14 protein-coding genes are annotated in these 17,179 nt (G+C 66.3%); 7 read left to right on the plus strand and 7 right to left on the minus strand.

The genetic code is table 11. The features are described 5' to 3' along the window. The first annotated feature begins 68 nt into the window (after positions 1-68). Positions 69-1,103, plus strand: coding sequence for a LacI family DNA-binding transcriptional regulator (locus tag GEMMAAP_RS17130; protein ID WP_043579345.1), 1,035 nt, complete (start codon positions 69-71; stop codon positions 1,101-1,103). 15 nt (positions 1,104-1,118) lie between these two features. Here GEMMAAP_RS17130 and GEMMAAP_RS17135 read toward each other — a convergent pair whose 3' ends face one another. The 7 genes from GEMMAAP_RS17135 to GEMMAAP_RS17165 form a co-directional block, all read right to left on the minus strand. Continuing rightward, positions 1,119-5,168: an NACHT and WD repeat domain-containing protein gene (locus tag GEMMAAP_RS17135; RefSeq protein ID WP_026848235.1), complete on the minus strand. Its 4,050-nt coding sequence runs from the start codon at positions 5,166-5,168 to the stop codon at positions 1,119-1,121. A gap of 253 nt (positions 5,169-5,421) precedes the next feature. Further along, positions 5,422-5,826: an MGMT family protein gene (locus GEMMAAP_RS20675; RefSeq protein WP_158514912.1), complete on the minus strand. Its 405-nt coding sequence runs from the start codon at positions 5,824-5,826 to the stop codon at positions 5,422-5,424. 268 nt (positions 5,827-6,094) lie between these two features. After that, positions 6,095-6,682 carry an OmpH/Skp family outer membrane protein gene (locus GEMMAAP_RS17145; RefSeq protein ID WP_026848234.1) on the minus strand — a complete coding sequence of 196 codons (588 nt, stop codon included), beginning with the start codon at positions 6,680-6,682 and terminating at the stop codon, positions 6,095-6,097. Continuing rightward, positions 6,679-7,074, minus strand: a complete 396-nt coding sequence (locus GEMMAAP_RS17150) for a hypothetical protein (RefSeq protein WP_026848233.1) — start codon at positions 7,072-7,074, stop codon at positions 6,679-6,681. Before GEMMAAP_RS17150 ends, GEMMAAP_RS17145 begins: the two co-directional genes overlap by 4 nt. Before the next feature lie 356 nt (positions 7,075-7,430). Then, positions 7,431-7,913, minus strand: coding sequence for a hypothetical protein (locus GEMMAAP_RS17155; protein WP_145979208.1), 483 nt, complete (start codon positions 7,911-7,913; stop codon positions 7,431-7,433). A 74-nt stretch (positions 7,914-7,987) separates the two neighbouring features. Beyond that, on the minus strand, positions 7,988-8,524 hold the full coding sequence (locus GEMMAAP_RS17160) for a DinB family protein (protein WP_043579341.1): 537 nt from the start codon (positions 8,522-8,524) through the stop codon (positions 7,988-7,990). A gap of 76 nt (positions 8,525-8,600) precedes the next feature. Further along, on the minus strand, positions 8,601-9,095 hold the full coding sequence (locus tag GEMMAAP_RS17165; protein WP_202969160.1) for a tRNA (cytidine(34)-2'-O)-methyltransferase: 495 nt from the start codon (positions 9,093-9,095) through the stop codon (positions 8,601-8,603). A 69-nt stretch (positions 9,096-9,164) separates the two neighbouring features. Between GEMMAAP_RS17165 and GEMMAAP_RS17170 the strand changes: the two genes are divergently transcribed. The 6 genes from GEMMAAP_RS17170 to GEMMAAP_RS17195 are packed head-to-tail and all read left to right on the plus strand — an operon-like array spanning position 9,165 to position 17,160. Next, a complete protein-coding gene (locus GEMMAAP_RS17170; protein ID WP_026848230.1) occupies positions 9,165-10,661 on the plus strand; it encodes an FAD binding domain-containing protein in 1,497 nt (498 codons plus the stop codon). Then, positions 10,658-13,045, plus strand: a complete 2,388-nt coding sequence (locus GEMMAAP_RS17175; protein ID WP_053333577.1) for a xanthine dehydrogenase molybdopterin binding subunit — start codon at positions 10,658-10,660, stop codon at positions 13,043-13,045. The genes GEMMAAP_RS17170 and GEMMAAP_RS17175 overlap by 4 nt, the downstream gene beginning before the upstream one ends. After that, entirely contained in the window at positions 13,024-13,851 is an 828-nt protein-coding gene (gene xdhC, locus GEMMAAP_RS17180) for a xanthine dehydrogenase accessory protein XdhC (RefSeq protein WP_053333576.1), read from the plus strand. The genes GEMMAAP_RS17175 and xdhC overlap by 22 nt, the downstream gene beginning before the upstream one ends. Before the next feature lie 2 nt (positions 13,852-13,853). Continuing rightward, on the plus strand, positions 13,854-14,768 hold the full coding sequence (locus GEMMAAP_RS17185) for a sulfotransferase family protein (RefSeq protein ID WP_043579339.1): 915 nt from the start codon (positions 13,854-13,856) through the stop codon (positions 14,766-14,768). Continuing rightward, complete coding sequence (locus GEMMAAP_RS17190; RefSeq protein ID WP_026848227.1) at positions 14,765-16,258, plus strand: cytochrome P450; 1,494 nt, start codon at positions 14,765-14,767, stop codon at positions 16,256-16,258. The genes GEMMAAP_RS17185 and GEMMAAP_RS17190 overlap by 4 nt, the downstream gene beginning before the upstream one ends. Next, positions 16,255-17,160, plus strand: a complete 906-nt coding sequence (locus GEMMAAP_RS17195) for a sulfotransferase family protein (RefSeq protein ID WP_043579337.1) — start codon at positions 16,255-16,257, stop codon at positions 17,158-17,160. Before GEMMAAP_RS17190 ends, GEMMAAP_RS17195 begins: the two co-directional genes overlap by 4 nt. Positions 17,161-17,179: the final 19 nt, after the last annotated feature.

Consider the following 17,179-nt stretch of genomic DNA (forward strand, 5'->3'; position numbering starts at 1 on the left):
CGAACCCCGCGTCACGCAGCCCTGCGCGACGCGGTTCTCGTTTCCCGCCTCCCTCGGTCGAGATTCGCGTGAGCAGTCGCCCCACTCCCACCATTCGCGACGTCGCCAAAGCCGCCGGCGTGTCCATTGCCACGGTGTCCCGCGTGCTCAACGATGCGGCCCGCGTGACCGAAGACACCCGCGATCGAGTGCGCTCGGTGGTGGACAAGATGGGCTACGCCCCCCACGGCGGAACGCGGGCGGTGGTGGTGCGACGCACCAGAACGCTGGGCGTGCTGCTGCCTGAGCTGTACGGCGAGTTCTTTTCCGAGTTCATTCGCGGCATTGATGAAACCGCCAAGAAGCATGGCTTTCTCACGCTGGTCACCAGCGCGCGGCGCGAGGCCAACGAGATTGCCGCGGCGGTGAGCAACATGCGGGGGCGCGTGGATGGCTTTCTGGCGGTGTCTCCGTCCGTAGCCGCCCGTGCAACATTGGCTGAGGTCGCCGAGCGCTACCCAACGGTTCTGGTGGGCGCCGGCAGCGATGTGGGGGCGTTTGCCGCCTTGTCGGTGAACAACTTCCAGGGTGCGGCCGCCATGATGAAACATCTGCTGTCGCTGGGGCATCGCAAGATTGTGTTCTTGCGCGGACCCGCCGGGCAGGTGGACGCCAGCGAGCGACTGCACGCGGTGCGTGAAGTGGCCAACTGGTACGACGACTGCGAGCTCACGGAACTCTCTGGTGAGTTCCGCATGGACACCGCGTACGAGGTGGTTACTCAGCTGCTGCAGAGCGGTGCCCGTCCCGATGCCATTTTTGCCGCCAACGATACCATGGCGGTGGGTGTCATTTCGGCGATCAAGGACGCCGACCTGCGGGTGCCGGACGACATTGCCGTGACGGGCTTCGACGACACGCCCATGACACGCTATCTGTCGCCGCCACTGACCACCGTCCGCATGCCCATTTTTTCGCTGGGCGAGCGGGCGGCACTGCGCCTCATTGAGACGCTGCGTGGCGGGGGCACGGCGGTACCGGCGAATCATGAGATTCTGCCGGCACAGCTGGTCATCCGCTCAAGCTGCGGCGCCGCTCACAAGATGATGGAAGCCGCCGGCTGACCCGCCGGCGTTCGGTCAGCGCTGCCGCGCTGGCCCCGCCGTGCTCACATCAAAGCGACAGGTGGAGGCGTCACGGGTAAACTCCCGCGACGCCTCGTTGAACAGCGACGCAAAATCTACGCAGCGGCTCTGCCACTGGTCGGCCTGCTGCCGCACGAGATTGGCGTCAAGATCCCAGGACATACGGCGCGAGGGCTGCCCGGGCAGGTGCATCACGGAGTGCAGCCGCTTCCCGTCGCGCGAGAAGACGGTGGCAGCCATCTGCACCGGCGCGGTGCGTGGGACGCGGGGAGTATGTGTCCGCTGCAGGAGCGGGCGGGCCTCCATGCGGCTCGCGGCGGCGTCCCACCACAATTCCCACACATACACGCCGCCAAAAGCGGTCGTGGCCACCAATCGCAGGCCGGTGGAATCGAACGCCACGTGACGCACGGCGTCGTTGTTGCTCAACCGCATGGTGAGGGGCACCTGCCGCAGTGAGGTGGGCAACACTTCCAGCAGATACAGCCCGCCTTTATCGGTGACGTACGCAAACACGTATTCATCGGCACGCGCCGCGAGCGTTTCAATACGCGTGCCCGGCGCGCCGGTAAATGGCGCCCGCGGCACGCTGTCAGCCGCCCGCGCGAGTTCGCGCAGCTGCAACCGACCGTCCGCCTGCATCCACAACAACCGTTTGCCCGACGGAAAGAGCAGCTGCGACACCATGGGGGCGGCCCCACTGCGCGAAAACTGACGCACCAGCTGGGCGCTGTTCACCGCACGCACCTGCACGCCACGCGCGTCCGTGTACGCCACCAGCGCCCCCGTGCTATCAAGACTGGGCGCGGACCACACCGGCACCGCGCCCCACGCCGCCAAGGGACGCTCGATCATGGTGGCGGCGTTCAGCACCGACACGGACGAGTCGGCATGCACGGCAAACAACACCGCCCCATTGGTGCTGTAGCGCATGCCATTGGCGCCAAAACCGGCACGCAGCGGCACCAGCGGCTTCGCGGCAACATCCGCACGATCACTCCACGACCAGCGCTGCGCGCTGCTGTCTCCCAGCACAGCCGACGTACCGCCGGGAGAGGCGGCCAGCAGCTGCACGCTACTCGCGGGCAACGTCGCGGCCGTGCGCACCCGTTGCGAATCCTCCACCACCAGCGAGCCGGCCAAAGTCGTCAGCACCCGCTCGCCAAAACGGCTGAGCAGCAGAGGGGCCACCGAACTGCGCGCACCGTTCAGGAGATATCGCTGGTACCAGTCGGCAGGCCGCCAACTGCGCAGTCGGCCGTCGTCGTCGAGAGTGATGAGCAAGCCGTGACTGCTCTGCGCACGGGCCGCCTGCACCGGAGCGCGATGGCCCAACAGCGCATACCGGCGTGAGGGCTCATCGCGCGATGTCCACCACAGCGTGTTGTCGGCCGCCGCGGAGAGCACGTAGCGCCCCCCTTCCAGGTAGACGGCAGAGGAAGCGTCGGCGTGTTGGGTGAACGGCACCGGAGTGGTGAGCCGCCCGGGGAAAAGCACATCCACCCGTCCCTCCACCGAACCGACCAGCACTTGCGCCAAGCTGTCCGGGCTCACCGCCAGTCCGGTGGGATGGTAGTTCGCCAGCGTGGAGCGTTCGCCGTTGGCCCGCACTTCCAGCACATCCGTGTTCACAATGGCGAGCACTCGGCCGTCGGCGGGCAACGCCACCGCCCGCACGCTGTCGGGCAGGTCGGTGGCAATCGGTGTGAACACCGGCACCTCGCGCAGCCCCGACACGGCCACGAGTCGGCCGCTGCGCCGCGCGGCCGAATCCGTCCGCAGCGAGGCATACACCAGTCGATCGCCATCGACCGCGGCAAAGGCCACGGCCGTGACCCGCTGTGAGTCGGCCACCAGCACCGGTCGGGCGTTGGCCTCTGATGACCACAGCCGCAGACGCCCATCCGCCGTGCGCATGGCCATGGCGCTGCTGTCGGCCGACACGCGCAGCTCCACGACGGCAGCGCCGAGCGAATCACGCCTCGCCAGCGCCGTAGGCGCCCGCAAATTGTCCAGCCGGAACGATTCCACCACGCCAGCGGCGTCCACGGTCACCACGGTGCGATTGGGGCGCAGCGCCAGCCACGTGACCGGCATGGCCGTGCTGCGACGGGGCAGCGCGCCAATGCGCTGCTGCGGCACGGTCGTCGTCACAATGGCCACATCCCCGTTGGTCAGCGCCGTGATCAGATGCGTGCTGTCGAGAATCGCCGCCGCCGTTACCCGTGGCAACTCCAGAAGCGCGCGCGGGTGGTCCTGCAGGCGGGACACAGACTCACGCAGCGAATCTTCCGAGAGCTCCACGCCCACGAAGCCCGCCAGCACGGCGCCGTACGTGGGATCGGTGTCGGCAAAGCGCTGCAGACTCGTGTACAGCGATGTCTTCAGCTGTTCCTTCTTGATGTGCGCCTGCGCCTGCGTGATCTGGAACTGCACGAGGGCCACAACGGCAATCAGCAGCGCGGCCACGCCCCCGCGTGTCACCGTGCGTCGCAAGCGGGCGCCTCGACTTACCTCGACGAACGACTGAATCAACCGCAGCGGCGCGTCCGCATCGTCGTATCGACCGGCAATCCACGCCTCGGAGATGACGCTGTGCAATCGCTGGCGGGCCAGCTGCCACGACGGGCGCGGCAACAGTTCCACCTCCGCGCCGCGCGCATACCGCGCCGCACGATCGGCGATCGCGTAGAACCACTCCGCCAGGGCACGCTCTTCGTCCATCCACGTCTGGAGCGTGAGCCACTGCCGCAGGAGACAGTCGCTCGTGAGCTCATAGCGCGGATTGCTTGCCGTCTGGTCAGGCACGCAGGTGAGGATATTGCTGCCGTCCTGCGTCAGCGCCGCCAGCAACTCGTCGAGTCGCGCCGATGCGGCGCCGCGCCGCCCCGTCACGTCAGGGAGTCCTGCAGGTGATGTGCCGGTGTCGTCCGGTGGCAACAGCAGGGCACGCAATTCCTGCCGCCGCACACTTCGGCGGCGGCGCCGTCCACTGACATCGGTGTCGGTGAGGCGCTTGAACAGCCGCGACACCAACTCGCGATCGTAGCCGGTGAGGAGCTGCTCCACGTGCGCCGGTAACGCCAGCGCCAGCCCACCCACGCCATCCAGGTGCGCGGATTCAAGCACGGTGGCGGACGGATCGGCGGCGCGTAGGGCGTCCCAGCTGCGATACAACGCGTGTTGCACCGCCGGCAGCAGATCGGGATACCCTCCACCATGCGCGAGCAAGTGCTGCGTCAGCTCCGGCGCCACCTGCCCACCCGCCAGGAGCGCAGGCTGCTCAATAGCCGCCGTGAGCTGCGCGTCGCTGAGTGGGGGGACCAGATATCCGTCCCGATTGATGCGATCAGGCAGCCCCTCGAACTGGTCACAGGCACCAATCACGTCGGAGCGGATGGCGCACAGCACATACACCGGCACGTCAGACGCACTGGTGAGGGCCAGCAGAAGCGCCACAAACCGCTGCGCATCGGCAAGACGCTGCGCCCGGTCGGTGGCCCGTTGCTGCTGGACGGCCAGGTCGATGGCGCTGCCGTCGCCCGTTCGCCCCAGCGGCGGCGTGGCGGTCAGCAGCTCCTCGAACTGATCGACGATCAACAGCAGCGGTCCGTGCCCCTCGCGGCTGTCGTTGCCGTTGGCAGACGCCCGGAGCAGGGGCCAGAGGGCGTCCACCCCGTCGGTACGCAGGCGCTGGGCCAACGCCTCCGCCGCCTCGTCTGTCGAGGCGCCGGGTGGCTCCCCGCCGACGGTGAGAAGGGCGCGAGCCAGCTGGAACAGCGGCGCGGCGCCAGGGCGGCACAGCGCGGTGATCCATCGATCGCGCGCGGCGGTAGCGGGGGTGGTTGGCAGCGCGGGGACCACACCGGCCAGCATCAACGATGTCTTGCCGCACCCCGGGGCTCCCAACAGGGGAACAAAGCGTGCGCGCGGCAGTCGCTCCATCAGCTCGGTGATCTGCGGGCGTCGTCCAAAAAAATACGGCGCATCGTCCGTGCGGAACGGACGGAGACCAACGTATGGATTGGCGCGCGGAAGTTTCACAAACTGGGGACGCGTGACCTGGGATCGCTCTGACGCCGGAGCGTGGCCATCTGCCAATGGCCGCGGCCTCATCGGGAGGCCGCCGAATACTCGCGGGCTATTCCAGACCGGGCAAGGCGGCGAGCCTCACCGGTCCGTTCTCCCCCTCGTGCTTATCCCTGGAAAGATGCACTGGTCCAACGCCCGGGCGGATGAGGCGGAATACACGATCCTCCCTCGGCCCGCCAACGCCCTACCCCACTGGGCCACCGGGTCAGCGCACCACGGAGGGGAACCCCATTCCCAAGGCTCCCGGGGCCACGTAATGGGCCGCGTAATCGACAATGCGGCCGCGAAACCCCACCACGACCCCTTCGGCGGCCAGACATTCGGCCTGCGAACGGCCATCCGCGTCGAAGAGCGGGCGGCCGAGGGCGCCGCGATGCGCCAGAACCCGGTACCACGGTGCGGGGCCGTCGCCACACGCAAAACGCCGTGCCAGCAGGAAGGACACGTGGTGCGCGGGCACACCGAGGTACTGACTGATGGCGTCCACCGTGGTGACGCGACCAGCAGGAATGGCCCGCACGACACGCAGGATGTCGTTGTGCATGCGGGTGTAGTTGGCCTTCAACGCGAGCGCATTACCAACCAGCGTCTCGCGTGCGACGGGCATCATCGTGGTCATCGGACCTGTACCAGCTTCAGGCGGATGGAGAACCAGACGGAGGGGCGGGACCCAGATTCGGGCGCGGATATCGTAGGGGTCACCCCGGCGGGCACGCAACCGTTCGTCGGGGGCGTGCCCTGAAAACGAGGCGGATTTTGGGTCGCGGAGCGCGTTTGTTACAGTGAGAGCACGCAGACCGGAACAGCAGTCGAAGCCGACGGGTTTATCTGAAATCCGCTCCCCGGCATCGGCCGTGCACGAGTCGCCAGCAGCCGGGTTAGCGATGGCGGGGCGCATCCCCAACCGGCCTGCGGAGCTCCCGGAGGATGGCGGCGGTCAGGTCGATTGCCGGGGCCGCATCGCGCAACGGACTGTCGTCGGCAATGTCGAGCAGCAGATCGTAGCCCTCACGGTCGCGCACCACGCGCATGGCGTGCCGCAGCCGATCAATCATCGGCTGGCGCAGACCGGTGAAGGTGCGCTGTACCTCCTGATCGAGACGTGCCACGGTCTCCTCCACCAGAAGTTCCCGCGCGCGCAGATGCAGAGTCATGGCCTCGCGTTCGCGCGTGGACATCGTCTGCTCAAATCGCGCAAGGTCATCCACGGCGGCGCGCAACGAGTCCTTGGCAGACTCCAGCGTCACGCGCGCCTGGGCCTGAGCCAGCGCCAGCTCCGACTCGGCCCGACTCCGCTCCGGCATCGAATCGAACACCACCCGCGAATTGAAGACGGCGACGCGCGTGCCCCGGGCGTCGGGGCGCGCGCTTCCGTTCGTCGTGGATGGCCGCTGCGCATTGGCCGTGGAGGCCAATGTCACCCCCGCCAGCAGCAGCGCCGCGAGAATGTTGCGCACGAGCGTCATGCCACCCCCGCCAGCGTGCGCCCACGGACCGGCGCGCGCGACGTGCGCTGAATCAGGGCCCGCACTTCGGTGGCAAACAGACGGGCGTCGGCGGTGCACTCCGCCATCAGCACATGGCGTCGATGGTGCGTGACCATGCGCAGCAGGGCGTGCGGCGCGTCATCGATGAGGTCGAGCCGATAGAGACTGTACGGTGGCGTCCATTGGACCTGTGCGCGGATCCGTCCACTGGAGATGGCGGTGAACATCACGACCATCAGACCATTGCTCGTCAGAAGCCACGCCAGTTGTCCGTCGGCCGTGGAGCGCCCGCGTACAACCGCCAGCAGCTGCGCATCGCGGGGGACCCATCCGTCCAGCGCGTCGCGTTCCATTTCGGTCAGGGACTGCATAGGTGCGCCCTCATGGTGGGCCACGGATAACATTGGCAACAGCACCACGCTATCCACGGCACAGATGTGCAATGGTCTCGCGCAGTGCCTTGACGGCGACCGTGTCCATTGCCAGGACACGATGCCGTCATGGCATGCTGGCAACCGGAGGCAAGGCCTCGTGCTGACGGTCGCCAACCCCACACCGGACGGTGCGAGCGGCTACTCCCCACTCGACAACGCCCCCGCGCCAACCCGGGACACGTGTCGTCTTTCAGAGTAGGGGATGCCGGTCTCTCTTCACAATCGTCCAACGCATCGAATGTTTCGATGACCCCAGGCAGCGCACTGAATGAGCCGCCAGCTCAGACGAGGCGCTATTTCGCCACCAGCACGAGGACCCGCTCGAGAAAGCGCTGCTCTACGTTGCCACTGCTGCCGCAGGGCAACCGATCGCCGCTGGCGCCGCCCGCCACGTCACGGGCGGAGGCGGTGAAGGTCATGCTGACCACCGCCTGGCCCTGTGCATTGGCTTTGACCGTGGCCAGCATGGACATGAAAATCCGGTAGGTGGCGGCGTTGGGACCGGTAATCCCCGACCCGCACGAGACCAGTTCCACCATGGGGCGCCCCATGAAACGCGCGGACCGATAAAAATCGGGATTGCCGATTTGTCCGGAGGTGGGATTGTTGAGCGTCACCGGAATGCTGTAGTCGGTGAAGGCCTGTTGCACCGCCGTGCGTGCAGCCGCGACCGGAACGGTAAGGGTCCGCGTAACCGCCAGCGGCACATCGGCGTACATCGTGGGCGCTTCCGGTCCGGAGAAGATGGTGGCCGCACGCTCGGGCGCCGTGTTCACGGTGGCGCCACTGCCAGCACAACCCATAACGCTAGCAAGAAGCGCCAGCCGGGCGGCCATTGATCCTGTTGGGATCACGGCCCCTCCGGCACGACAGCACGTGAATCCTGCGCGGCCACCACGCGCGCCGTCACCACCAACTGTCCCAGATGCCGCATCCCATGTTCTGCGGCGTGCACAATGCACCCCAAGACGGTACTGGGCAGCTGCGCCCGCCCAATGGTACGCACATCTCCCAGGATGGCCGGATCAATGGTGCGCACTTCGTCGAGCCGCGATTCAAGCTGCGCGATCAGCGCGTCAAGCAGTCGATCCCGCGTGTCCTCGGTCAGCGGTGCCGCCTCCGCTTTGAGGGCGACCACCTGCGCCTCGGTGAGCGTAGCGCCACGGGCATAGGTAAACAGTCGATCCAGCACGCCGGCCACGTGACGCACATGGAACGCCACGGACGCAACACCGGCCGGTCGGTCGTTCCACTGTGCCCACGACAGCGGCGCCACCACCGTGGGCACCTCATCGCGCAGCTGCAGCAGCATATGCGCCACCGGCTGCAGGGCATCAGGCACGCCGGTCACCGGTCCGCGCTGCCACCATTCTGGAGTTGGAGTCATCTCCAACGCTGCGCGTCGGGCCGGGTTTGTGCAACAGGGCTCGGGTGAAGCGCTGAGTGCGTGGCCTCCCCGGCCTCTACCGCCCCAATGCCCGACGTTGACGCAACACCTCGTAGACCCCCACCGCCACACTGGTGGACAGATTCAGTGATCTGATGTGCGCCGAGTGCATGGGCATGGTGACAAAGCGATCGGCGTAGCGCGCGTGCAGCTCCGCGGGGAGTCCCGCCGTCTCGCGACCGAACACCAGCACGGCGCCGTCGGCATCGCCCAGCGGCGCGTCCCAAAACGAGGTCGTACCCTTCGTGGAAAAGAACCACGGTTCACCCAGCCTGGGCATCTCGGCCTCGAACAGGTCCCAGTGTTTCCAGACACGCACGTCCACGTGTTCCCAATAGTCGAGCCCGGCCCGCTTGACCTCCCGTTCTGACAACGAGAATCCCAGCGGCTCGATGAGATGCAAGGTCGCGCCGGTGGCCAGGCACGTGCGCCCGGCGTTGCCGGTGTTCCAGTGAATCTCGGGATGAACAAGGACAACGTGCAGCGACATGGCCGGAGTGATATAGATCATGAAGGTGAGACAAGAAAAGCCGTTATCAACGCTTAGCTTTCCCGAATGTGGCCAATAGATTCCCCAAATATGTCGAACGCTCAGGTCATGGTCTGGCTCAACGGGGAATCACGGGTGGTCGAGGGGCCGGAGGCCCTGCTTCCCGTGTCGTCATGGCTCCGCACCGTCCTTCACCTGAATGGGACCAAGGTAGCGTGCGGCACCGGCGATTGCGGCGCCTGCACGGTGCTCGTAGCCACACCGGCCAGTGAGGTTGACGCCACCGTTCGGTGGCATCCGCTCAACAGCTGCGTGCGATTTGTGTTCCAGTTGCATGGGTGCCACGTGGTCACCATTGAAGGCATGTCCTCCGCCGAGGCACTGGCCCCCGCGCAGCGCTGCCTCATGGCGTGTCATGCGTCGCAGTGTGGGTTCTGCACGCCGGGGTTCGCGCTGACCATGACCGCCGCACTCGAACACAGTGGGAAACCGGTGGACTGGCGAGCGGCGCTCGCGGGGAACGTGTGTCGGTGTACCGGCTACAGCGCCATTCTTGAGGCGGCCGAACAGGCCGAATCCCTGGTCCAGTCGGAAGGCAGTGACCACTGGCTCAACACACGCTTCCCGCCGGAACGCTGGCAGTCGAAAGCCCGGGAGTTGTACCACCAGACGCTCAGCGTTCCCGGCCACGACGGAGGCAGTGCACGCACACCAGCGCTCTATCGCCCGTCGTCGGTTGACGAGGCGCTGGCCTGGCTGGCGCACGAACCGCACGCGCAAATTGTGGCTGGCGCCACGGACCTTGGCGTCGAGGGGCTTGATGCCACTCGGCCAGTGTTGTGCATTGAGCACCTCACCGGGCTGGCCGAATGGTCGGTGACGTCGCACCCCGACGTGTCCAATCACGAGACGGTGCGGCAGACGCTGATGCTGGGCGCACTCGTCCGGTGGCAGGAGTTGCCAGCAATTTTTTCGCGGACCGCGGGCGTTCACGCCGCGTCGCTGTCGGCACTGGTCGCGCGCGTTGGCGGACCACAGATACGGGCTGCCGGAACCGTGGGAGGGAACATCATGACCGCCTCCCCCATTGGCGACCTCTTGCCGTTGCTCCTGGTGCTGGAGGCACGCGTGGAGCTGCGCAGCGCACGCGAAACGCGAGTCGTGCCGTTGCGTGAGTTTGGCCGTGGCTACCGCGCCACCATGCGCCGGTCGGATGAGTTGCTTACGCGGGTGTTCGTGACGCTCCCGCAAGCCGACGAGCAGGTGCGTCTCGAAAAGGTCTCGCGGCGCTACGAGGTGGATATCGCCACGGTCTCTCTCGCCGCGCGGTGGCGCGACGATCACGGCATCCTGCGCGATGTGCAGCTTGCGGCAGGTGGTATGGGACCAGCCGCCGGGCGACTGGTTCACACGGAAGCGGTCCTGAACGGGGCCACCAACGTGGCCGACAGCTGGGCCACCGCAGCCGCCACCTGTGCGCAGGATGTCACGCCGCGCAACGACGTGCGAGGCTCTGCGTCGTATCGCTCGCTGGTGCTGCAAACGCTCATCGCCCACCTGTCGCGTTCACCAGGGGGCGCCGCATGAGTGGCGTTGGGCAGTCGCTCCCCCACGAATCGGCGGAAGGGCACGCCACCGGACGCGCGTCGTTCATTGATGACATTCCGCGTCGCCAGGACGAGCTCCTGGTGGGGCTGGTGACGAGTCCCGTGGCCTGTGCGCGGCTGGTGCGCGTTGAGAGCACCGCAGCGCGTGCCATTCCTGGGGTGATCGCCATTCTCACCGCACAGGATATTCCCGGGGCCACGCATTTTGGTCCGCTCGTGCAGGATGAGCCGATTCTGGCGTTGGACACCGTACGCTACATCGGGCAGCCCGTCGCCATCATTGCGGCCGAATCGGCAACGGCACTCCAGGCGGCCCGCGCCATGGTGCAGTTGGAGTTCGACACCATCGCCCCACCGGTCCTCAGCATCGAGGAGGCCATTGCGGCCAACCGGTTTCTCACCGAACCGCACGTCATTGCCCGCGGCAATGTCGAAGCGGCGCTGGCGAAGGCCCCCATCGTACGTCGCGGGGTGTTTCAGTGTCTGGGGCAGGAACACCTGTATTTTGAAACACAGGCGGCGGTGGCGATGCCCGGTGATGACGGCCAGATCCAGCTGCACGTCTCCACGCAGGGCCCCTCGGAAACACAGCACGTGGTGGCCGAGACGCTGGGCAAGCCGCTCAATCACGTCATTTGTACCACGCGCCGACTGGGTGGTGGATTTGGCGGCAAGGAGACACAGGCCAATCTCACCGCCGCCTGCGCGGCGCTGGTCACGCAGCATACCGGCCGGGCGGCACGGTTGGTGTACGAGCGCGGCGAAGACATGCGGAATACCGGGAAGCGGCATCCGTTCCGGGTGGAGTGGGAAGCCGGTGTGGACGCGTCGGGACGCATTCAGGGGTTGCGCGTGTTGCTGTTCTCCGACGGCGGGGCCTACACCGATCTCTCACCTTCGGTGATGGACCGGGCCATGCTGCACATCGACAATGCATACTTCCTCGAGCACGTGTATATCGAGGGACGCGTGTGCGAAACGCACCACGCGCCGGCGACCGCGTTCCGTGGCTTTGGTGGTCCCCAGGGCATCGCCACCATGGAAACCATTGTGCAGGAACTGACGCTGGCCTTGCGTGAGATTCCCAATGCGCCGCGTCATGCGCTGGCCCTGCAGCAACAGAACCTGTACGGCCGCGGAGAGCGCAACAGCACCCCTTACGGACAGATCGTGGCGGAGAATCATCTGCCGGAGATCATGTCCATGCTGGTGCAGGAGAGCGACTTCGACACCCGGTTCGACGCCATTGAGGCGCACAATCGTACGGACTCCCGGTGGCTGCGGGGAATGGCCGTCTCTCCGGTGAAGTTCGGGATTTCGTTTGTGGCCACGTTCATGAATCAGGCCAATGCGCAGGTCCTGGTGTATCCCGATGGTTCCGTGCAGGTGTCTACCGGCGGCACCGAAATGGGACAGGGGCTCAACACCAAGATCCGCCAACTCGTGTCGGGAGTGTTTGGTATTGATCCGGCGGCGATTGCCATGATGGCGACCTCTACCGACAAGAACCACAACACGTCCCCCACTGCCGCATCGGCCAGTACCGACTTGAACGGCGCGGCGGCAGTGCAGGCGGCAACGACCGTGCGCGACCGGCTGGCCCGCTGGGCGCTGCAGCAGTGGGCACCCGGCACTGACGCGCCAACCTCGCGCGTGAGCTTTGCCCACGGCTTGCTCTTTGATCACGAGTATCCTGAGCGCCGGATCCCGTTTGCCGACGCGTGTGCAGCCGCGCGCTTTGCCCGGGTGGATCTTGGCGCCCGTGGCTTCTACGCCACGCCGGGCTTGCACTTTGACCGCAGCACCGGGCGTGGCGCGCCCTTCCTGTACTACACGCAGGGGGCGGCCGTCGCCGAAGTATGCATTGATCGTTTCACCGGTATGGTGCGCGTGCCGCGCGTGGATCTGCGCATCGACATTGGGCAATCCATCAATCCCGGCATTGACCGTGGCCAGATCATTGGTGGCTTCGTGCAAGGACTGGGTTGGGTGACCACAGAGTGCCTGATGTACGACCCGAACGGCGCGGTGCTCACCGATTCCTTCTGCACGTACAAGGTGCCCCTGGCGAGTGATGTGCCGCCCCATTTTTCCTGCCACTTCCACGAGACGGACGGTCCCGCCCACACCGTGGCGCGCAGCAAGGCCGTTGGCGAACCACCGCTCATGCTGGCCGTGAGTGTCTTCAGTGCGGTACGCCATGCGCTCGGCTGCGTCTCGCCGGCGGCGGCCCAGCGCCTCTGTTTGCCGGCGACTCCGGAAGAAGTGCTCCGGGCGCTATCGCTCGCTCACGTGCCCTTCTCGCACGATGATGCCATGCGGTGGCAGCACAGCGCCAGCATATGGCAGGGCACATCGGCGTGACCGCCATCCCGGCGCACGCCCGCGCGTGTCTGACCACGCTGGCCACGCTACAACAGCCGGTGGTGCTCGTGACGCTGGTCTCGCGCGTGGGCAGCACTCCACAGGACGTTGGCGCCAAGATGCTGGTAGATGCCAGCGGTCGCCTTGAGGGCACGGTTGGTGGTGGGCGCATTGAAGAGCGCGCGATTGCCGAGGCGAAAACGTGGCTGGCCACTGCGCAGGGCGACGCGACCACCCCGCCCTGCCTGCTGCGGGAGTGGAATCTGCAGCGGGACATCGGCATGACCTGCGGGGGCGTGGTGACGCTGCTCTTTGAAGCGTTCAACGTGGCCCCGTGGCGTGTGGTGCTCTTCGGAGCCGGCCATGTGGCGCAATCGCTGGTGCGCAGCCTGCTGCTACTCGACTGTCACGTGGTGTGTGTCGACAGTCGCGCCGAATGGCTGCAAAAGCTCCCCGCCACACCACAGCTCTCCACCGTGCAGTTGGACGATCTGCGCCTATATGTGCCCCACGTACGAGCGCAGGATGCCGTCATCTGCATGACCATGGGACACGCCACCGATCAACCGATTCTGCAGGCGTTGTACGCGCAGGATCTGACCCCGGCCTACCTCGGCGTGATTGGCAGTGATGCCAAACGAAAGGCGCTGGAGAAAGGGTTGCGGGCACTGGGGGTGAGTGAGCCCTGGTTGGCCCAGTTGCGCTGTCCCGTGGGATTGCCTATTGGAGGGAATCAGCCGGGAGAAATTGCCATCAGCGTGGCGGCGGAGTTGGTTGCCCTGCGTCATGCGGTGGCGGCCGAGTGACCATGACGTGGCAGCATCCCCCACACTTTCTCGTGATTGGGGCAGGTCGCGCCGGCACAACGTCGCTGCACCACTATCTGTCGCAACATCCGCAGATCTTCCTGCCACGCGTGAAGGCGCCCAGCTATTGGTACGCTGTCGGCGTCCCGGACGCGATGGCCTCTACTCTGCCGGCGTCCTTTGTACGCGACGCCGCGGAGTATGATGCCCTCTTTGCGAACAGTTCACCGGGCCATGTGCGAGGAGAGGTGTCGCCGGTGTATCTGGCGTCCACGGCGGTCGCACAGCGCGTGGCTGCGACGCTGCCGGCCATCCGGATCGTGGTCATGCTGCGCCATCCGGTAGACCGGGTGTATGCACGTTGGGTGGCGCGTCGTCGCGATGGGCTGGAGCCGACGGCAACCTTTGAAGCGCTCATTGCCCAGGAACGCGACCAGCCCCTCATTCGCCCCGATGCACACGCCACGTATCTGGCAGGCGGCATGGTCAGCCACGTGCTTCGTAGCTGGTACGACGCCATTCCAGCGGACCAGCGTCTGGTGCTGTGGTTTGATGATTTTGCGCGTGACAGTGCCGCGAGTATGCGCACCGTGTGCCGCTTTCTCGGCGTGGACGACACGGTACCTCTGGATACGTCCCGCTCACACAACCGGAGCGGCGGGCGCATCCGGAACCCGATGGTACGCGCCGTGTGGTCGGCCAGCTATCCACTGCGCCGGAGTGTGCGCCCCCTTGTACCACAGGCACTCCGTGACCGTGTCTTTCAGTTGGCCACCAGCCAGGTGGATCGCCTGCCGTTGGCCGACGAAACCCGCGCGCAGCTCACGGATCTGTATCGCGACGAGATTCTCGCCCTGGCGAACCTCACGGGGCGAGACTTGTCCTCATGGTTGGCGCTGCCCGCCAGAGCGGTATGAGTCTCGAGCTGCGATTGCTGCTGGCGCTGATGGCCGCGGCGGCCCCCGCCACGCTGGCAGCGACCGTGCTGCGCGGCGCGTATCGCCAGGCTGTTCTGGGACCACTCGCCCGGCTCGGCCTGGCGGCTGCAGGGTGGTGCGTGGTGACCGTGCTGGTCGCGGTGTGGGCACCGACGGTGTTGATCGTAATGGCCGCGCCCGGGCTGGCGCTTGGACTCTTCATGCTGCGTGGGCGAATGGCCGGATGGCGGGTGCGTGGTCCGATGGCGCCCGGCACGTTGTCGTTCACCGCTGGCGTACGCGCCCTCGGTGACCGGCACTACTACCTGTCGCAGTTCGCGCAACATGGTCCAGTCTTTCGCATGAGCCAGTTTGGCGCGCCAACGCTGTGTGTGCTGGGGCTCGACCGGCGGCAACAGCTGATGCGTGACCATGGCAGCAAACTGGGCCCCACGCCGCTGCCGTTTGCCACCAGTGTGTTGCGCGGGTTCCTGCGGTACATGGACGAGCCGACGCACAACCGCTATGGCACGGTCATGCGCCGAGCCATGATTGGCGAATCGCCCGCGCTGCTCCAGGGCGATGTGCGCGAGCTGTTCCGGCGCATGCTGCACACGCAGGTGACCCAAGGATCGTCTGTGCCAACCGAGGCGCTCACCCGCGTCACGCGGCACGCGCTGGACGCGTTGCTTTTTGGACTGCCTACCGGGTCGCTGGCCCCCGATGCCAACACGCAGCACTACTCGAAAACGGCCACCGCGTTCTACGGCGTGGGCACCGGCAAACGCCTTGGCGCTCAGGAAGAGGCGATGTTGGACACGTTGGTGGAGCAGCTGGCCCGTCAGGAAGCGCGATTGCAAGGCACCGAATTGGCGCCGCTGGTGCCGTTGGGACGATTGCGTGCGCTCGACGCCTCGCTCCCCGACCTGACATGTCTGCAGAATTTCGTCTTCATGCACCGCATTGCCACCAACAACGTGTCGTCGTTGCTGGCGTGGTTGCTGGTATATTGGGCATCGCAACCCGGCGAGGTGCAGCGCATTCGCACCGCGCCACCGGAAGAACGCCCCCTGCTGCAGCAGCGTTTTCTGGCCGAAACGCTCCGCCTTTCGCAAAGCGAGTATACGTATCGCTCCATTCGCGAAACCTTTGAAGATCAGGGCGTCACCTACCCGGCCGGGTGGCTGGTGCGCTTCTGCGTGTGGGAAAGCCACCGCACCACGACCGCACTCGATGCGCCAACCACGTTTCTGCTGCGCACGGGAGTGACGGATTACGAGAAGGCGCATTTTGCCCCCTTTGGTACCGGCCGGCACGCCTGCACGGGCGCCGACCTCAATGAAACCATTTGCCTGGCGCTGCTGGAGCTGCTGACCACCGAATTCGAGATTGCGGTGGACAAGGTCGAGCCCGTGCAACGCGCCGGCCGACACTGGGGACATTGGCAACCCAACCGGGCCATGACGCTGACCGTCCGTGCGCGTTCATGAGCGCGAGACGTCCTGACTTCGTGGTGGTGGGTGGGAGCCGCTGTGGCACTACCAGTCTGCATGCCGCGCTCGTACGTCACCCGTCGCTCTTTGTACCGGCGGACAAGTCGCCGAATTACTTCACCGCTCCGGATGTTGCCGCGCTTCCCGACTCCACGGCGCTGCGGGCCATGAAAGGGCACAGCGTGACCACCGAGCGCGAGTACCTGCAGCTGTTTGCGCAGGCACCGGCGTCGTTGCTGGCCGGCGAAGTATCGCCTGTCTATCTGCAGAGCATCCACACCGCCGCTCGACTGGCCTCGCTCGCTCCCGAGTCTCGCATCATCGCGATGTTGCGCCATCCGGTGCACCGCGCCTATGCGCACTGGCTGGGCCGCCGTCGCGATGGGCTCGATCCGCACGACCAGTTTGCCGCCGCCATTGCCGACGACCTCGCCAATCCGGCGCCTCGCGACGTGGCCTTCAATCACTATCTCGCCATTGGTCGTTACGCCCACTACCTCGCGCCGTTCTACGCGGCGTTTCCGCGTGAGCGGATCAAGGTGGTGTTCTTTGACGATTTCGCTTCGTCACCACGGGCGGTCATCGACGACGTGTGTCAGTTTCTGGGGGTCCCGCCCCTCGGTGAGGAGATCCCCATGGAGCAGCGCAACAAAGGCGGCATTATTCGCAATCCGCTGCTGCGCGCCATGTGGACGCGCACCGCCCTGCAACGGGCGCGCCTGCGTGGCATTCTCCCGGCGTCCGTACGCGACGCTGTTGGACACATCGTACTGCGCGATCTGGAGCGGCCGCGGCTTGAGCCGGAGCTGGCGTCCGCGCTGGTCGCGTACTTTCTGCAGGACATCAGCGCGCTGGAGCAACTGGTCGCGCGCGAGTTGCCGGCATGGCGCCGTGCCTGATGTGGCATCGTGGCTGGTG

The sequence above is a fragment of the Gemmatimonas phototrophica genome (genome assembly GCF_000695095.2).
Lineage (GTDB): Bacteria > Gemmatimonadota > Gemmatimonadetes > Gemmatimonadales > Gemmatimonadaceae > Gemmatimonas > Gemmatimonas phototrophica.

Excerpts from the sequence above, each read along its gene's own strand:
- GEMMAAP_RS20675 (WP_158514912.1), bottom strand. The coding sequence starts at position 5,826 with ATGATGCCCGTCGCACGCGAGACGCTGGTTGGTAATGCGCTCGCGTTG.
- GEMMAAP_RS17145 (WP_026848234.1), bottom strand. The coding sequence starts at position 6,682 with ATGACGCTCGTGCGCAACATTCTCGCGGCGCTGCTGCTGGCGGGGGTG.
- GEMMAAP_RS17150 (WP_026848233.1), bottom strand. The coding sequence starts at position 7,074 with ATGCAGTCCCTGACCGAAATGGAACGCGACGCGCTGGACGGATGGGTC.
- GEMMAAP_RS17160 (WP_043579341.1), bottom strand. The coding sequence starts at position 8,524 with ATGACTCCAACTCCAGAATGGTGGCAGCGCGGACCGGTGACCGGCGTG.
- GEMMAAP_RS17165 (WP_202969160.1), bottom strand. The coding sequence starts at position 9,095 with ATGATCTATATCACTCCGGCCATGTCGCTGCACGTTGTCCTTGTTCAT.
- GEMMAAP_RS17170 (WP_026848230.1), top strand. The coding sequence starts at position 9,165 with ATGTCGAACGCTCAGGTCATGGTCTGGCTCAACGGGGAATCACGGGTG.
- GEMMAAP_RS17175 (WP_053333577.1), top strand. The coding sequence starts at position 10,658 with ATGAGTGGCGTTGGGCAGTCGCTCCCCCACGAATCGGCGGAAGGGCAC.
- xdhC (WP_053333576.1), top strand. The coding sequence starts at position 13,024 with ATGGCAGGGCACATCGGCGTGACCGCCATCCCGGCGCACGCCCGCGCG.
- GEMMAAP_RS17185 (WP_043579339.1), top strand. The coding sequence starts at position 13,854 with ATGACGTGGCAGCATCCCCCACACTTTCTCGTGATTGGGGCAGGTCGC.
- GEMMAAP_RS17190 (WP_026848227.1), top strand. The coding sequence starts at position 14,765 with ATGAGTCTCGAGCTGCGATTGCTGCTGGCGCTGATGGCCGCGGCGGCC.
- GEMMAAP_RS17195 (WP_043579337.1), top strand. The coding sequence starts at position 16,255 with ATGAGCGCGAGACGTCCTGACTTCGTGGTGGTGGGTGGGAGCCGCTGT.